Annotated in this window: 12 protein-coding genes; 9 read left to right on the forward strand and 3 right to left on the reverse strand. The window is 74.0% G+C overall.

Annotated features, from left to right (window positions below; genetic code table 11):
- The first annotated feature begins 73 nt into the window (after nt 1–73).
- The 3 genes from ACFCY1_RS29120 to ACFCY1_RS29130 all read left to right on the forward strand — a co-directional run bounded on the left by ACFCY1_RS29120 (nt 74) and on the right by ACFCY1_RS29130 (nt 4,840).
- Nucleotides 74–1,342 (forward strand): hypothetical protein, encoded by a 1,269-nt coding sequence (locus ACFCY1_RS29120; RefSeq protein WP_375876539.1) that lies wholly within the window; start codon nt 74–76, stop codon nt 1,340–1,342.
- 161 nt (nt 1,343–1,503) lie between these two features.
- The gene (gene paaN, locus ACFCY1_RS29125; protein ID WP_375876540.1) at nt 1,504–3,204 is read left to right on the forward strand and encodes a phenylacetic acid degradation protein PaaN; all 1,701 of its coding nucleotides are present in this window, start codon (nt 1,504–1,506) and stop codon (nt 3,202–3,204) included.
- A gap of 145 nt (nt 3,205–3,349) precedes the next feature.
- Complete coding sequence (locus tag ACFCY1_RS29130) at nt 3,350–4,840, forward strand: FAD-dependent monooxygenase (protein WP_049652814.1); 1,491 nt, start codon at nt 3,350–3,352, stop codon at nt 4,838–4,840.
- Nucleotides 4,841–4,900: 60 nt separating this feature from the next.
- Here ACFCY1_RS29130 and ACFCY1_RS29135 read toward each other — a convergent pair whose 3' ends face one another.
- On the reverse strand, nt 4,901–5,467 hold the full coding sequence (locus ACFCY1_RS29135; protein WP_375876541.1) for a CGNR zinc finger domain-containing protein: 567 nt from the start codon (nt 5,465–5,467) through the stop codon (nt 4,901–4,903).
- A gap of 258 nt (nt 5,468–5,725) precedes the next feature.
- On the opposite strand from ACFCY1_RS29135, the gene ACFCY1_RS29140 reads away from it, so the two are divergent.
- The 5 genes from ACFCY1_RS29140 to ACFCY1_RS29160 all read left to right on the forward strand — a co-directional run bounded on the left by ACFCY1_RS29140 (nt 5,726) and on the right by ACFCY1_RS29160 (nt 12,320).
- The gene (locus tag ACFCY1_RS29140; RefSeq protein ID WP_375876542.1) at nt 5,726–7,897 is read left to right on the forward strand and encodes a protease pro-enzyme activation domain-containing protein; all 2,172 of its coding nucleotides are present in this window, start codon (nt 5,726–5,728) and stop codon (nt 7,895–7,897) included.
- 315 nt (nt 7,898–8,212) lie between these two features.
- Nucleotides 8,213–9,235, forward strand: a complete 1,023-nt coding sequence (locus ACFCY1_RS29145; RefSeq protein ID WP_079272005.1) for a hypothetical protein — start codon at nt 8,213–8,215, stop codon at nt 9,233–9,235.
- Nucleotides 9,236–9,418: 183 nt separating this feature from the next.
- Nucleotides 9,419–9,889 carry a VOC family protein gene (locus ACFCY1_RS29150; RefSeq protein ID WP_375876543.1) on the forward strand — a complete coding sequence of 157 codons (471 nt, stop codon included), beginning with the start codon at nt 9,419–9,421 and terminating at the stop codon, nt 9,887–9,889.
- Nucleotides 9,890–9,904: 15 nt separating this feature from the next.
- The gene (locus ACFCY1_RS29155) at nt 9,905–10,816 is read left to right on the forward strand and encodes a pyridoxamine 5'-phosphate oxidase family protein (protein ID WP_375876544.1); all 912 of its coding nucleotides are present in this window, start codon (nt 9,905–9,907) and stop codon (nt 10,814–10,816) included.
- Nucleotides 10,817–10,973: 157 nt separating this feature from the next.
- Nucleotides 10,974–12,320, forward strand: a complete 1,347-nt coding sequence (locus tag ACFCY1_RS29160) for a peptidoglycan-binding protein (protein ID WP_107418707.1) — start codon at nt 10,974–10,976, stop codon at nt 12,318–12,320.
- 40 nt (nt 12,321–12,360) lie between these two features.
- Here ACFCY1_RS29160 and ACFCY1_RS29165 read toward each other — a convergent pair whose 3' ends face one another.
- Nucleotides 12,361–13,122: a TrmH family RNA methyltransferase gene (locus ACFCY1_RS29165; protein ID WP_375876545.1), complete on the reverse strand. Its 762-nt coding sequence runs from the start codon at nt 13,120–13,122 to the stop codon at nt 12,361–12,363.
- Nucleotides 13,119–13,754 carry a TetR family transcriptional regulator gene (locus tag ACFCY1_RS29170; protein WP_375876546.1) on the reverse strand — a complete coding sequence of 212 codons (636 nt, stop codon included), beginning with the start codon at nt 13,752–13,754 and terminating at the stop codon, nt 13,119–13,121. The genes ACFCY1_RS29165 and ACFCY1_RS29170 overlap by 4 nt, the downstream gene beginning before the upstream one ends.
- 93 nt (nt 13,755–13,847) lie before the next feature.
- On the opposite strand from ACFCY1_RS29170, the gene ACFCY1_RS29175 reads away from it, so the two are divergent.
- Nucleotides 13,848–14,495: a hypothetical protein gene (locus ACFCY1_RS29175; protein WP_375876547.1), complete on the forward strand. Its 648-nt coding sequence runs from the start codon at nt 13,848–13,850 to the stop codon at nt 14,493–14,495.
- Nucleotides 14,496–14,682 lie beyond the last annotated feature (187 nt).

The following is a 14,682-nucleotide window of genomic DNA, read 5'->3' on the forward strand; positions in this document are numbered from 1 at the left end:
ACCAACCAAGGGACGCCGACGGGGTCAGGCCCTAGACTCTGCGGACGATCCGTCCACGTCCAAGGCTGGGGACATGAACGCAATACCGGCAGTCGCCTCCGACGTGCCAGAGAAGCGCAGCGAGGAGCCGGAGGGACCCGCGCGCACCTGGCAGGAGCGCGGCCGGGCCCTGGTGGTCCGCTTCGGACCGGCGGTGTGGTGCTACGCGGTGCTGAAGCTGATCGGCTTCACCGTCTTCATGAAGCTGCTCTCCTTCTCCGGGGAGTACGCCAAGAAGCCGGCCCGGTTCGGCGGCGGCGCCAACCCCTGGGACGTGGTGGCCACCTGGGACGGCTGGTGGTACCAGCAGGTGGCTCGGTTCGGCTACCACCCGGCGCTCGTCCCGATACCGAACGGACCGGTCGGCTTCAGCGTCGAGCAGAACTCGGCCGCGTTCTTCCCGCTCTACCCCGGCCTGATGCGGATGACCTCGGACGTCACCGGCCTCGGCCTGTACGGCGCCGGGATGCTGGTCTCGGTGGTGGCCTCGCTGTTCGCCGCGGCCGGCATCTACGCCGTGGTGGAGAAGCTGACCGGCGACGCCCGCTCCGGTGTGATCGCGGCCGGCATCTGGGCGATCGCCCCGGGTTCCGGCGCCGAGTGGGCGGTCTACTCGGACTCCCTCTTCGTCGCGCTGGCCGCCTGGGCCTGCTACTGCGTGATGGCCAAGCAGTGGGTCGCGGCCGGGGTGATCACCCTGGTCGCCGGGCTCAACCGGCCGACCTCCGCGGCGCTGATCGGCGCGGTCGGCCTGGCCGCGCTGGTCGAGCTGTACCGCCGCGAGAGCGGCGTCCTGCGCCCGCTGGCCGCGATGCTGCTGGCCCCGCTCGGCCTGCTCGGCTACGTGGGCTGGGTGGGCTGGCGGACCGGCGAGTGGGGCGGCTACTTCCGGCTGCAGCACGACGCCTGGCTGCACTACTTCGACTGGGGCCAGGGCACCTGGCACGCGATCCGCGGCGTGCTGCTGGGCCGCAGCGACTACCCCTTCGCCTTCCCGATACCGGACCTGTTCGCCACCCTGATCGTGCTCAGCCTGCCGATGCTGGTCGTGCTGCTGGTCCGGCTGCGCCCGCCGCTGGTGCTGACCGCCTACACGCTGGCCACGATCGTCTCGGTGCTCGGCAGCCTGGGCATCTTCGGCAACGTCTCCCGCTACCTGCTGCCCGCGTTCCCGCTGTTCATCGCGCTGGCGGTGGGGATGCGCAAGCTGAGCCTGCCGGTGCTGGCCACCGTCCTGGGCACCGGCGCGGTCGCCTCCGGCTGGTACGCCGGGTACGTCATCTTCGAGCTGGGCGTGCCGTAGACCCGGACCACCCGAGCCCCCGGGGGCGCGTCCGCCACGGACGCGCCCCCGCGCGTTTCCCGGTGGATTCCTCCCACCACACCCTCGTGGCCCGACCGATCGTTCGGTTACTCTGTGACGTGTCCCGTCCTGCTTTCCGAGGCCCTCCGAGGAGCGCACAGATGTCCGCAGCGGTCACCCACCCCCTCGTCAGCGAGCTGGTCGAGCGCCACCAGGCCACCCTGGACGCCGCGCTCGCCGCCGCCGCCGAGCGCGACTACTGGTCGCCCTACCCCGAGTTCCCCAAGGCGTACGGCGAGAGCGGGCCGGCGGACGGCAAGGCCGCCTTCGACGCCCTGCTCGGCAGGCCCTTCACCCTCGAAGGCCACCCCACCGACGGCGACCAGGTCGGCGGCGAGGCCTCCCCGTACGGCGTCGAGCTGGGCATCACCTACCCGCACGCCGACCCGGACGCGCTGATCGCCGCGCTCACCGCCGCCCGCCCCGGCTGGGCCGCCGCGACCCCGCTGGAGCGCGCCGCCGTCTGCCTGGAGATCCTGCACCGGATCAACGCCCGCTCCCACGAGTTCGCCCAGGCCGTCATGCACACCACCGGCCAGGCCTACGGCATGGCCTTCCAGGCCGGCGGCCCGCACGCCCAGGACCGCGGCCTGGAGGCGGTCGCCTACGCGTACGCCGAGCAGACCCGGCTGCCGAAGCAGGCCGGCTGGACCAAGCCGCAGGGCAAGCGCGACCCGCTGGTGATGACCAAGGAGTTCACCGTCGTCCCGCGCGGCCTCGCGCTGCTGATCGGCTGCAACACCTTCCCCACCTGGAACGGCTACCCGGGCCTGTTCGCCTCGCTGGCCACCGGCAACCCCGTCCTGGTCAAGCCGCACCCGCGGGCCGTCCTGCCGCTCGCGCTGACCGTCGCCGTCGCCCGCGAGGTGCTCGCCGAGGCCGGCTTCGACCCGAACCTGGTCGTCCTGGCCGCCGAGCACGAGGGCGGCACCGTCGCCGCCGCCCTCGCGGTCCGCCCCGAGGTCAGGCTGATCGACTACACCGGCTCCACCTCCTTCGGCGACTGGCTGGAGGAGCACGCCAGGCAGGCGCAGGTGTACACCGAGAAGGCCGGCGTGAACGCCGTCGTCATCGACTCCACCGACGACTACAAGGGCATGCTGGGCAACCTCGCCTTCGCGCTCTCCCTCTACAGCGGCCAGATGTGCACCACCCCGCAGAACGTGCTGATCCCGCGCGGCGGCATCGCCACCGACCAGGGCGACAAGTCCTACGACCAGGTGGTCACCGACCTGGCCGGCGCCATCGAGGGCCTGCTCTCCGACGACGCCCGCGCCGCGGCGATCCTCGGCGCCGTGGTCAACCCCGGGGTGCTCCAGCGCTCGGCCGCCGCGGCCGGCGGCGAGTACGGCGAACTCGCCCTCGCCCCGCGCGCGGTGACCTCCCCGGACTTCCCCGGCGCGACCGTCCGCACCCCCGCGCTGGTCAAGCTGGACGCCGACAAGCCGGACGACCGCGCGGTCTTCCGCAGCGAGTGCTTCGGCCCGGTCTCCTTCGCCGTCGCCGTCGAATCCACCGCCGCCGCCGTCGAGTTGCTGCGCACCACGGTCCGCGAGAAGGGCGCCATGACGGCCTCCGGCTACACCACCTCGCCCGAGGTGGAGGCGCTGCTGGTCGAGGCCGCGCTGGACTCCGGCGTCTCGCTCTCGCTCAACCTGACCGGCGGCGTCTTCCCCAACCAGACCGCCGCCTTCTCCGACCTGCACGGCACCGGGGCCAACCCGGCCGCCAACTCGGCCTACTGCGACGGCGCGTTCGTCGCCAACCGGTTCCGCACGGTGGAGATCCGCCGGCACGCCTGAGCCGTTCACCCCCGTCACCGGGCCCCGGCGGTCACCCACCGCCGGGGCCCGGCGGTTCACAGCTCCGACGGCGCCCGCGATGATGGAGGCTGGGAGAACGCCGGGAACGGCGTACGACCGCCCTCCGAACAACGGGAGCTGATACATGGCCGTGAAGCCGACGACCGAAACCGACGTCCTGATCGTCGGCGCCGGACCGACCGGACTGCTGCTGGCCGGCGACCTCGCCGCCGCCGGAGTCGGCGTCACGGTACTGGAGAAGCGCGCCGCCGAGTCCAACCTCACCCGGGCCTTCGCCGTGCACGCCCGCAGCCTGGAGCTGCTGGACGCCCGGGGCCTGGCCGAGGAGCTGATCGCCACCGGCCGCCCGCTCGCCGAGCTGAGGATGTTCGACCGCTTCGGCATCGACCTCGCCGCACTGCCCACCCGCTTCCCGTTCGTGCTGATCACCCCGCAGTACAACGTCGAACGGCTGCTGCTGGACCGCGCCGAGAAGGCCGGCGCGACCGTCCTGCGCGGCGCCGAGGTCACCGGGCTGCGCCAGGACGCCGAGGGCGTGACCCTGGAGACCCGGGACGGGCAGAGCCACCGCGCCGCGTACGCGGTCGCCACCGACGGCGTCCACTCCACCGTCCGCGACCTGCTGGGCATCCCGTTCCCCGGGGAGTCGGTGGTCGACTCGGTGGTGCTGGCCGACGTCCGGCTGGACCGCGAGCCCGCCCAGGCGATCACCGTCGGCGCCAACCAGGCCGGCTTCGCCTTCATCGCCCCGTTCGGCGACGGCTGGTTCCGGATCATCGCCTGGGACCGCGAGGAGCGCTATCCGGACGGCACCACCCCCTCCGCCGAGCAGCTCACCGCCCTCGTCCGGGCCATCCTCGGCGAGGACTACGGCCTGCACGAGGTGCGCTGGAGCTCCACCTTCCACAGCGACGAGCGGCAGGCCCCCAACTACCGCTCCGGCCGGGTCTTCCTGGCCGGCGACGCCGCGCACTGCCACTCCCCGGCCGGCGGCCAGGGCATGAACACCGGCCTCCAGGACGCCGCCAACCTCTCCTGGAAGCTCGCCGCGGCGCTCCGGGGCCACGCCACCGACGCCCTCCTGGACACCTACCAGACCGAGCGGCACCCGGTCGGCAAGACGGTGCTGCGCACCTCCGGCGCGCTGATCCGGCTGGCCCTCGCCGAGTCCGCCCCCACCCGCGCCCTGCGCGGCGCGCTCACCGCGCTGGGCGGCCACCTCGACCCGGTCACCGAGCGCGGCGCCCGGCTGGTCTCCGGCATCGGCATCTCCTACCCCGCGCCCAAGGACGCCCACCCGCAGGTCGGCAAGCGCGTCCCGGACCTGCGGCTGACCGCCCTGAGCAAGCCCGCCGAGGGCGCCCCGGCCGCGCCCGAGCGGCTCTACGAGGCGCTGCGCGCCGGGACGTTCGTCCTGGTCAGCAATGACGAGCTGGCCGCCGCCGAGCCCTGGGCCGACCGCATGGTCTCCGCCGCCCCCGCCGACCCGCACGGCAAGCTGCGCGACACCGTCCTGCTGATCCGCCCGGACGGCTACGTCGCCTGGGCCGCCGTCGACCCCGGCCAGGGCGAGCTGCGCGCCGCCCTCACCGACTGGCTCGGCGCCCCGGCCTGACCACCCCCGGGCGGGCCCGCGACCCCCGCGCGCCCGCCCGGCCCGTCGTTCGCCGGCCGCTCAGCCCCGGGCCTTCACATAGTGCCGCGCCGCCTTCGCCCGGTTCCCGCACACCGCCATCCGGCACCACCGCCGGCGGCCGTTCTGCGAGGTGTCGAAGAAGTACAGGACGCACGCCTCGTGCGCGCACTGCTTGATCCGCTGGGCGCCCCGGTCCAGCAGGTCCAGGAAGTCGTCCGCCGCCAGCCAGGAGGCCAGCCACTCGGACCGGTCCACCTCGACGTGCGCGGTCGGCCCCTGCGGGCCGAGCTCCCGGCGCAGCCGCCCGTGGCCCAGCACACCGTTCAGCCGGGCCACCGCCTCCGGCCCCAACTGCCCCTGCCCGCACAGCTCCTGGACGGCATCGGCGATCACCTCACGGGTCTCCCGCAGGGCCGCGAGCCCCGACCCGGCGGCCCGGCAGAGGTCCGCGAGGCCGGCCGAGGAGAGCCAGATCGCGTAGCCGTCCGGTTCGGCGAGCAGGTCGTTGACGGGCGTTCCGGCCCAGCGCGTGTTGAGCAGGTCCAGTGCGAGCGGCTCACCGATCAGCGGTCGCGGGTCCCTCGGGTCCGGCTGCACGTCAGTCATCGCTCTCCCTCGGATCGGTCCGATTCTACGTCCGCCCCTTCCGCCCGGACTGGTCTGGACCGACCCCGGAACCACGGTCATTCACTGTATGGAACCGCCGAGTTGGGCGCCCTCCACAGTTGACTGTTTTTTAGCAACGAATTGCCCGGCCATGAGCCAATTCGCACACGGGTTCTGTCATGTTCGAGCCAGCGTTCTCGACCCCCCTGAACGCCTGGTCCCTTGCCGGCCCCCCACAGCCGGCTGGAGGAGGATCCGTTGCGTCCCCGCTCCCTTGCCCTCGCCGCGGCGATAGCCGTGCTGCCGCTGACCGCCGTCTCGCTCGGTGTCTCCACCGCGCAGGCCGCCACTCCCAACGCCTCCCCGCGCGTCGCCCTGCCGAACACCGTGAACCCGGCGGTGGCCCACTCGGAGAAGAAGGGTGACGTCCCGGCCGCGCAGCAGATCTCGGTGTCCGTCAGCCTGAAGCTGCGCGACACCGACGCCCTGGACCGCTTCCTGACCGCCGTCACCACCCCGGGCGCCCCGGAGTACGGCCACTACCTGACGCCGGAGCAGTTCACCGCGCGGTTCGGCCCGACCCAGGCCGCCGTCGACCAGGTCCGGACGTACCTGGCCCAGCAGGGCCTGACCGTCTCCGACGTGAGCGCCAACCGCCAGGTGGTCAACGCCCGCGGCACCGCCGCCCAGGTCTCCCAGGCCTTCGGGACGCACGAGAGCGCGTACCTCGACCCGCAGCTCCAGCGCGCCTTCTTCGCCAACGACGCGGCCGCCTCGATCCCGTCCGACCTGGCCTCCGTGGTCCAGGGCGTCAGCGGCCTGGACAACCACGCGGTGCGCAAGAACCGCCTGGTCACCCCGAACTCGGTCGCCCCGAACTCGGTCACCCCGAACACGGCGACCGCGAGCCCGAGCGGCATGGCCCCGGCCCAGTACACCGGCGCGTACAACCTCAACAAGACCGGCGCGGACGGCACCGGCACCACGGTCGCGCTGTGGGAGTTCGACGGCTACCAGTCCTCGAACCTGACCACCTACGACTCCCAGTACGGCCTGTCCGGCCCGGCCGTCTCCACCGTCTCGGTGGACGGCGCCAACTACGACTCCGCCCCCGGCCAGGGCCAGGGCGAGGTCGAGCTGGACAGCGAGATCGTCCGCGGCGCGGCGCCCAAGGCCACCCAGCTGGTCTACGAGGCGCCCAACAGCGACCAGGGCGAGATCGACATGGCCAACAAGATCGTGACCGACAACAGGGTCTCGGTGGTCTCGATCTCCTGGGGCTCCTGCGAGCCGGACACCACCGCCGCCTCGATGACCGCGGTCGACAACGCCTTCAAGCAGGCCGCCGCCCAGGGCATCTCGATCTTCTCCGCCTCCGGCGACGACGGCTCCCGCGACTGCACCCGCTCCACCAGCGGCTCCGGCGTGAAGGCGGTCGACTTCCCGGCGTCCAGCCCGCACCAGACCGGCGTCGGCGGTACCAACCTCAAGGTCTCCAGCGGCAACGCCTACTCCTCGGAGAGCGCCTGGAGCACCGCCGGCGGCGGCGTCTCCACCGTGTTCGCCAAGCCGAGCTGGCAGACCGGCACCGGCGTCAGCGGCACCATGCGCACCGTCCCGGACGTCTCCTCCAACGCCGACCCGCAGAGCGGCTTCGCGATCTACACCGCCGGCGCCTGGCAGGTCTACGGCGGTACCAGCGCGGCCGCGCCGCTCTGGTCCGGCTACGCGGCCCAGTTCAACCAGAAGGCCAAGGCCGCCGGCCAGGCCGTCCTCGGCGAGGCCAGCCCGCGGCTGTACTCGGTGGCCAACGGCAGCGGCTACGGCAGCACCTTCCACGACGTGACCACCGGCGCCAACCAGGACTTCTCCGCCAAGGCCGGCTACGACCAGGTCACCGGCTGGGGCTCCCCGGTCGCCGACGCGCTGACCACCGCCCTGCTCGGCGGCGGCACCACCCCGCCGTCCGGCGGCTGCACCGCCGCCCAGCTGGTCGCCAACGGCGGCTTCGAGAGCGGCACCGCCTCCCCGTGGACCGCCTCCAGCGGCGTGGTCAGCAACAGCTCCTCCGAGGCCGCCCACTCGGGCAGCTGGAAGGCCTGGCTGGACGGCTACGGCTCGGCCCACACCGACACCCTGTCGCAGACCGTCTCGATCCCGGCCGGCTGCGCCTCCGCCAAGCTGACCTTCTGGCTGCACGTCGACACCGCGGAGACCGGCACCACCGCGTACGACAAGCTGACCGTCCAGGCCAACAGCACCACGCTGGCGACCTACTCCAACGTGGACGCCGCCGCCGGCTACGTCCAGCGCACCCTGGACCTGACCTCCTTCGCGGGCCAGACCGTGACCGTCAAGTTCACCGGCACCGAGGACTCCTCGCTGCAGACCAGCTTCGTGATCGACGACGTCGCGCTGAACGTCGGCTGACCACCGGCCGCACCACCGCACCACCCGATCCCCGCCGGGGCGGAGCCGTCAGGGCCCGCCCCGGCGGTGTCCGTCCCGGGCCCTTCCGGAGCCGTCCGCCGCCCCGTCCGGGGCCCGGTCAGCGGCCCGTGTTTCCGGACTGTTTCAAGATCGATAACCCTTCGGTCCACCTGCCGTGACCACTGTCATACGCACGACTGATGACGTAGCCTCTCGACCGTGCATAGGGTTCCCCAAAGCTCGGTGAAGCCGCTGGCGGCGCGCCCCGGCGCCGACCCGGTCCCGCCGAACTCACCTGGTGGGGAGGGTCACCGTATGGCCGCACAGCAACCTCAGGACGCCGCGCGGCTGCGGCTGGTCGGATCGCACACGGAGCGCCCGGGCCCGCCCGGGCCGCCCGGCCCGACTCCCGCCACCCCCGGACCGCCCCCCGGCCGGCTCGCCCCGGTCGGCGGCTTCGCGGACACCCTCCACCTGGCGATCGAGGCCAGCGGCCTCAGCCTGGACCGCATCCGCGCCGCCCTCGCCGGGCGCGGCGTCAGGGTCAGCGTGACGACCCTGAGTTACTGGCGGCGCGGCCGCAGCCAGCCCGAGCGGGCCAGCTCGCTGCGCGCCGTCCACCTGCTGGAGGAGCTGCTCGGGCTGCCGCACAGCGCGCTCTCCTCGCTGCTCGGCCCGCCGCGCCCGCGCGGCCGCTGGGCCGCCGCGGCCAACACCTGCCACCTCGGGCTGGAGGACGTCTGGCCGGGCGAGCAGGAGATCGCCAACATCTTCGCCGAGCTCAACGCCCCGCCGGCCGGCGAACTGGAGCGCCTGAGCATCCACGACTCCTACTACGTGGACGCCGAGCGGCGCGGCAACCTGCTGCGGATGCGCCAGGTGGTGCGCGCCACGGTCGGCGGCGTCGGCCGCTGCCTGGTGGTGCACATGGCCGACGAGGAGGCGGCCGGCTGCCCGGAGATCACCGCGGTGCGGCACGGCCGGCTGGGCCGGGTGCGCCGCCGCCCGGAGGCCGGGCTGATCGTCGGCGAGCTGATGCTGGACCGCCCGCTCGGCCTCGGCGACAGCACGGTCTTCGAGTACGAGGTGGAGATCCCGCCCGGCGGCCCGACCACGGAGTACAGCCGCCGCTTCGCCACCCCGGTGCGCGAGTACGTGCTCCAGGTGCACTTCGACCCGGCGGCCGTCCCGGCGCACTGCGAGCGCTACGACCGCGAGCCGGGGGCCGACGTCGACCACCGCCGCGAGCAGCTGTGGATCGGCGCCTCGGCGAGCGCCCACGTCCTGGCCCCGGACCAGCAGCCGGGCCACATCGGCATCCGCTGGGAGTGGGCGTAGCCCTTCCGCTCCTTCGAGACCCGCCGGACCTCACGGTCCGGCGGGTCTTTCGCATGCCCGCCCGAAGACCTGACCCTTCCGACTCCTCCACTGGTTGACGCTGCATCACCTAACTCCTACTCTCGTGAGTACCGGTTAGGCAGCTGCCTCACCGGCAGCCGAAGCCTCCGGGAGTGACCAGGCATGTCCAGCACCGCCCAGCTCCGCACCTTGCAGACCGGCCACGTGGGCCTGAACGTCACCGACCTGGCCCGCTCGATCGCCTTCTACCGCGCCGTGTTCGGCCTCGACGTCACCGCCGAGGGCACCGACTCCGACCGCCGCTACGCCTTCCTCGGCCGCGACGGCCGCCTGGTGGTGACGCTCTGGCAGCAGAGCGCGGGCCGCTTCGCCCCCGGCAACCCCGGCCTGCACCACCTCTCCTTCGAGGTCGAGAGCCTCGACGAGGTCCGCGCCACCGAGCGGCTGCTGCGCGAACTCGGCGCCGAGTTCGCCTACGACGGCGTCGTCCCGCACAGCGAGGGCTCGGCCTCCGGCGGCATCTTCTTCACCGACCCGGACGGCATCCGGCTGGAGGTCTACACCCGCACCGGCGTGGCCGGGACCGCGGCCGCCGCCCCCACCGCCACCGCCCCGACCTGCGGGTTCTTCTAGGAACCGGGCCCGGCCATGACCACCACCAGCACGCCGTACCACCCCGGCGAGCGGGCCGCCCAGGCCCGGGCCGGCCGGACCGAGCGGGCCGACCACGCCGGCCGGTCGATCCGCCGCACCGTCCCGGCGGTCGCCGCCCGCTTCCTGGCCGAGCGCCGGATGCTGGTCCTCGGCGCCGCCGACCGGGACGGCCGGATCTGGGCCACCCAGCTGGCCGGCCCGGCGGGCTTCCTCACCGCCCCGGACGAACGCACCATGGCCGTCGCCGCCCTCCCGGCCGGGGCCGACCCCCTCGCCGAGGCACTGGCCGGCCCCGCCCGGGTCGGCACGATCGCGCTGGACCCGGCCGGCCGGCGCCGGATGCGGCTCAACGGCCGCTCCGTCCCGGACGGCCGGGGCGGGCTGCGGGTGCACGCCGACGAGGTGGTCGCCAACTGCCCGAAGTACATCCAGCGCCGCACCCCGACGGACCGCCCGGCCGCCGGCCCGCCCCGTACGGTCGCCGCCGGCCCGGTGCTGACCACCGCCCAGCGGCTGGCGGCGGCCACCGCGGACACCTTCTTCATCGCCAGCACCGGCCCGGACGGCAGCGTGGACGCCTCCCACCGCGGCGGCTTCCCCGGCTTCCTGGAGCCGGTGGCGCCGGACCGGCTGCGCTGGCCCGAGTACCCGGGCAACAGCATGTTCCTGACGCTCGGGAACCTGGAGCTGGACCCGCGGGCCGGCCTGCTGCTGCCCGACTGGGAGACCGGCGGGGCGCTGCTCGTCACCGGCGAGGCCCGCACCGACTGGTCCGAGGAGGCCCGGCAGGGCGTCCCGGGCGCCGAGCGGATGGTCGAACTGACCGTCACCGGCGTGCTCGAACTGGCCGACGCCACCCCGCTGACCTGGACCGACCCGGAGTACTCGCCCGCCATCCCGCGCTGACCCCGCCTCACTTCGCCTAGACCCTCCGCCCGACCCACGCCACGCCCGGGAGCCGAACGGGTCTCACCCGTTCGGCCTAACCCACCGTGACTCATCGCGCCCGCTTTGGGACTTTGGTCCGGATAACACGCGGAATAGTCCGGGAAAGAGGCGGAGCATGACCCTGACCGACCCCCTGTCCCCGCTCATCGAGTTCGACGACGTCGAACCGGCGGAGGACTGCATATGCGGGGGCTGCAACGCCCGCCGACGAGCACGGCTGCACGCCGCGCCCGTCCACGAGGGCGGACACGCCTCCGCCCGCAGCGTCCGCCGCCGGGCCGCCGTCCTGATGGCCGCCGTGGGCACCGCGCTGGGCGGCGGAGCGGCCGCCGCCGGCACCGCCACCGCGGCCCCCGCACCCGGCCCCACCCCGGGCGGCAACAGCAGCAGCCAGTCCCAGACCCCCCAGGGCGAGGTCAGCGGCCTCTACGGCCAGGCCCCCGGCGCCCGTACCTTCGCCGCGCCGCGCGCCGCCGCGGCTCCGCTCACCCGGGCCCAGATCATCCAGCGCGCCCAGACCTGGGTCGACCAGGGCGTGCCGTACAGCATGAGCCGCTACTGGTCGGACGGCTACCGCCAGGACTGCTCCGGCTTCGTCTCGATGGCCTGGGGCCTGGGCAGCAGTCAGACCACCTGGACACTGCCCAACTTCGCCGAGCGGATCGGCAAGAACGACCTCCAGCCCGGCGACGTCCTCATCTACAACAACCCGGCCAACCCCCAGGCCGGCTCGCACGTCACGATCTTCGGCGGCTGGGCCGACTCCTCCCGCACCAAGTACGTCGCCTACGAGCAGACCGGCCCCTCCGCCAAGAAGCGCTCCACCCCGTACGCGTACTGGAACAACTCCGGCTCCTACGTCCCGTACCGCTACACCGGCCTGTCCTCCGGCAGCAACGACGGCGGCGGCACCTCCTCCACCGCTTTCCCCGGGGCCGACAAGTTCGGCCCCGGCGCCAACAACGCGTCCGTCACCAGGCTCGGCCAGCTGCTGGTGCAGCGCGGCGGCGCCGGGTTCTACTCCGAGGGCCCCGGCCCGCGCTGGGGCGAGGCCGACCGCAAGGCCACCCAGGCCTTCCAACAGGCCCAGGGCTGGCGCGGCGCCGAGGCCGACGGCATCCCCGGCAAGGACACCTGGGACTACCTGGTCAACGGCAAGGGCCGCGACATCGGCGGCGGGGGAGGCACCCCGCTGCCGCCTCCGCCGCCGCCCGTCACCGGGGGCTCCGCCTTCCCCGGCGCGCAGTACTTCGGGCCGGGCCAGAGCAACGACCACATCCGGCAGCTCGGCGAGCAGCTGGTCCGCAAGGGCTTCGGCGGCTCGTACAGCGTCGGCCCGGGACCGCGCTGGACGGAGAGCGACCGCCGGGCCGTCCAGGCCTTCCAGCAGGCCCAGGGCTGGCGCGGCAGCGAGGCCGACGGCTACCCGGGCCCCGACACCTGGCGCCGGCTCTTCTCCTGACGCCCCCTCCGAGGCGCGGTGCCCACCCGGGCGCCGCGCCTCAGCGCTTCCCCGACATCCAGTGGAACAGGCCCATCCCGACGCTGGTCGCCAGGTTGAAGCTGGACACCCCGGGCCGCATCGGCACCGCCACCAACCGGTCGGCGCGGTCCTTGAGTTCCGCCGACACACCGTGCCGCTCCGTCCCGAAGGCGAGCAGCGCGTCGTCCGGGAACGGCACGTCCCGGATGTCCGCGCCCTCCGGGTCCAGCACGTACAGCGGCCCGTCCGGCAGCTCCGGCAGGGCCAGCCGCTCCACCGCGGTCGCGAAGTGCAGCCCGGCGCTCCCCCGCAGCACGTTCGGGTGCCACGGATCCAGGTCCCCGGTGGTCACCACCCCGGTGGCGCCGAAGCCCGCCGCGAGCCGGATCACCGCCCCGACGTTCCCCAGGTTGCGCGGGTTCTCCAACAGCACCACCGGCGCCCGGCGCGGCAGCCAGCCCAGCACCGCCCGGTTCGCCTCGACCCCGGGCCGCGCCGCCAGCGCGACCACCCCGGTCGGGTGCAGCCGCGGCACCAGCCCCCGCAGCGCCGCCTCCGGCAGCTCCACCGCGAGCCCCTCCAGCGCCGGAACGACGTCCGGCGCCAACTCACCCGCCAGCGCCAGCAGCGCGCCCCGGTCCGCGGTCAGCACCCGCCGCACCTCGCCGCCGAACCGCAGCGCGTGCTTCAGCGCGTGGAAGCCGTCCAGCAGCACCGCCCCCGGCTCCCGCTCGGCCGCCCGCCACGCCCGTACCAGCCCGTCCTCGTCCGTCCTGTTCACTCCGCCATCGTCTCCCCCGGGCGCCCCGCCGCGGCGATCACCTCGTCGAAACCGAGCGCCCGCCCCAGCGGGCCGTCCGTCGTGGCGGCCAGGCCGGCCAGCGCGAGGTCCAGGTGCCGGTGGACCAGCGAGCCGTCCGCGTCCAGCGCCGCCAGGGCGCCCGGCAGCGGACGGGACACCCGGACGCAGAGCAGCACCAGGTCCCCCATCCCGACGTCGGGGCGCAGCCGCCCGGCCTCCCGCGCGGCGCGCAGCAGATCCTCGACGGCCTCCACGGTGCCCCGCCGGACCGCCAGCAGCTCCTCGTCCACCACCAGGCGCTCCAGCAGCACCACGATCGCCGCCCCCATCCGCAGATCGGCGGCGGCGTGCACGAAGCGGCGCAGCGCCTGCCAGGGGTCCGCCTCGACGCGCCGCGCCTCCTGCGCGGCCTCGCCGAGCCGGGCCAGCAGGTCGGTGACCAGCGCGCGGACCAGCGCCTCTCGGTCCGGGAAGCGCCGGTAGAGCGTGCCCGGGCCGACCCCGGCCCGCCGCACCACCGCGTCCAACGGGGCGTCCGGGCCCCGCTCCAGGAACACCTCGCAGGCGGCGTCCAGGATCCTGCGCCGGCTGCGTTCCGCGTCGGCCCTCATCCACAACTCCCTAACCGGAGAAAATCTCTCCCCCTATGCTAGCGTCACCAGAAGCGGAGAAAAACTCTCCGCCTCTCTCGGAGGAGCACCACCATGCCGACCAGCCTCACCATCCGCACCGAGATCGACGGCACCCCCCACCCCCGCGAGGCCGTCCTCGCCTGGGAACTCGACCGCGCCCGCGCCGCCCTGCACCTCCTCAAGCAGCGCCTCGGCGACACCCGCACCCGCGAACTCCTCACCCCCGACACCACCGCCGCCGACACCGCCCTGACCACCTGGGCCCAGGCCTCCGCCGGCCACTGGCGCACCGCCGTCACCGAACTCACCGCCACCGGCATCGACGCCCGGACCTTCCTCACCTGGTGGCAGACCCGCCTCCACTCCGGCGACCGCACCGCCCTCCTCGCCGCCAACCCCGAGCACTACCTCGCCGACTCCACCGGCGACCGGGTCGAGATCATCGAAACCCTCGGCACCACCCCGACCCGCTTCTTCCTCCACTTCCACGACACCCCCGGCAACGCCACCTTCCCCGTCCGCATCGGCGGCACCGGCACCCTCGCCGACGGCACCGAAGTCCTCCACGTCATGCACGAGTTCGCCGACACCCCCGACGGCCTCCGCATCCGCCTCACCGTCCAGTTCCCCGAAGCCGCCCCCGACCTCCTCCCCACCGGCCACCAGTGGCACTTCGCCTGCGAGTTCACCAACTGGCTCCAAGCCGCCCACGCCGCCTGACACCCCCGCACCCCCACCCCCAGCGGGCGCGCCCACCCACTCCCGCACCAGGGCCCCCTCCACCACCCCCACCCACCCGCCCCTCCCCTCTAGCGAGAGGGACGCGCTGCGGGAGGGGGTGGCGCAGGGGGTGGCCGCGGAGAGGGGCGTGACGGGTGATTTTCAGACTGCCAACGGTCTGAACGCC

Origin of the sequence: Kitasatospora sp. NPDC056273, from assembly GCF_042268845.1 — a bacterium.
In the GTDB taxonomy this organism is placed as follows: domain Bacteria; phylum Actinomycetota; class Actinomycetes; order Streptomycetales; family Streptomycetaceae; genus Kitasatospora.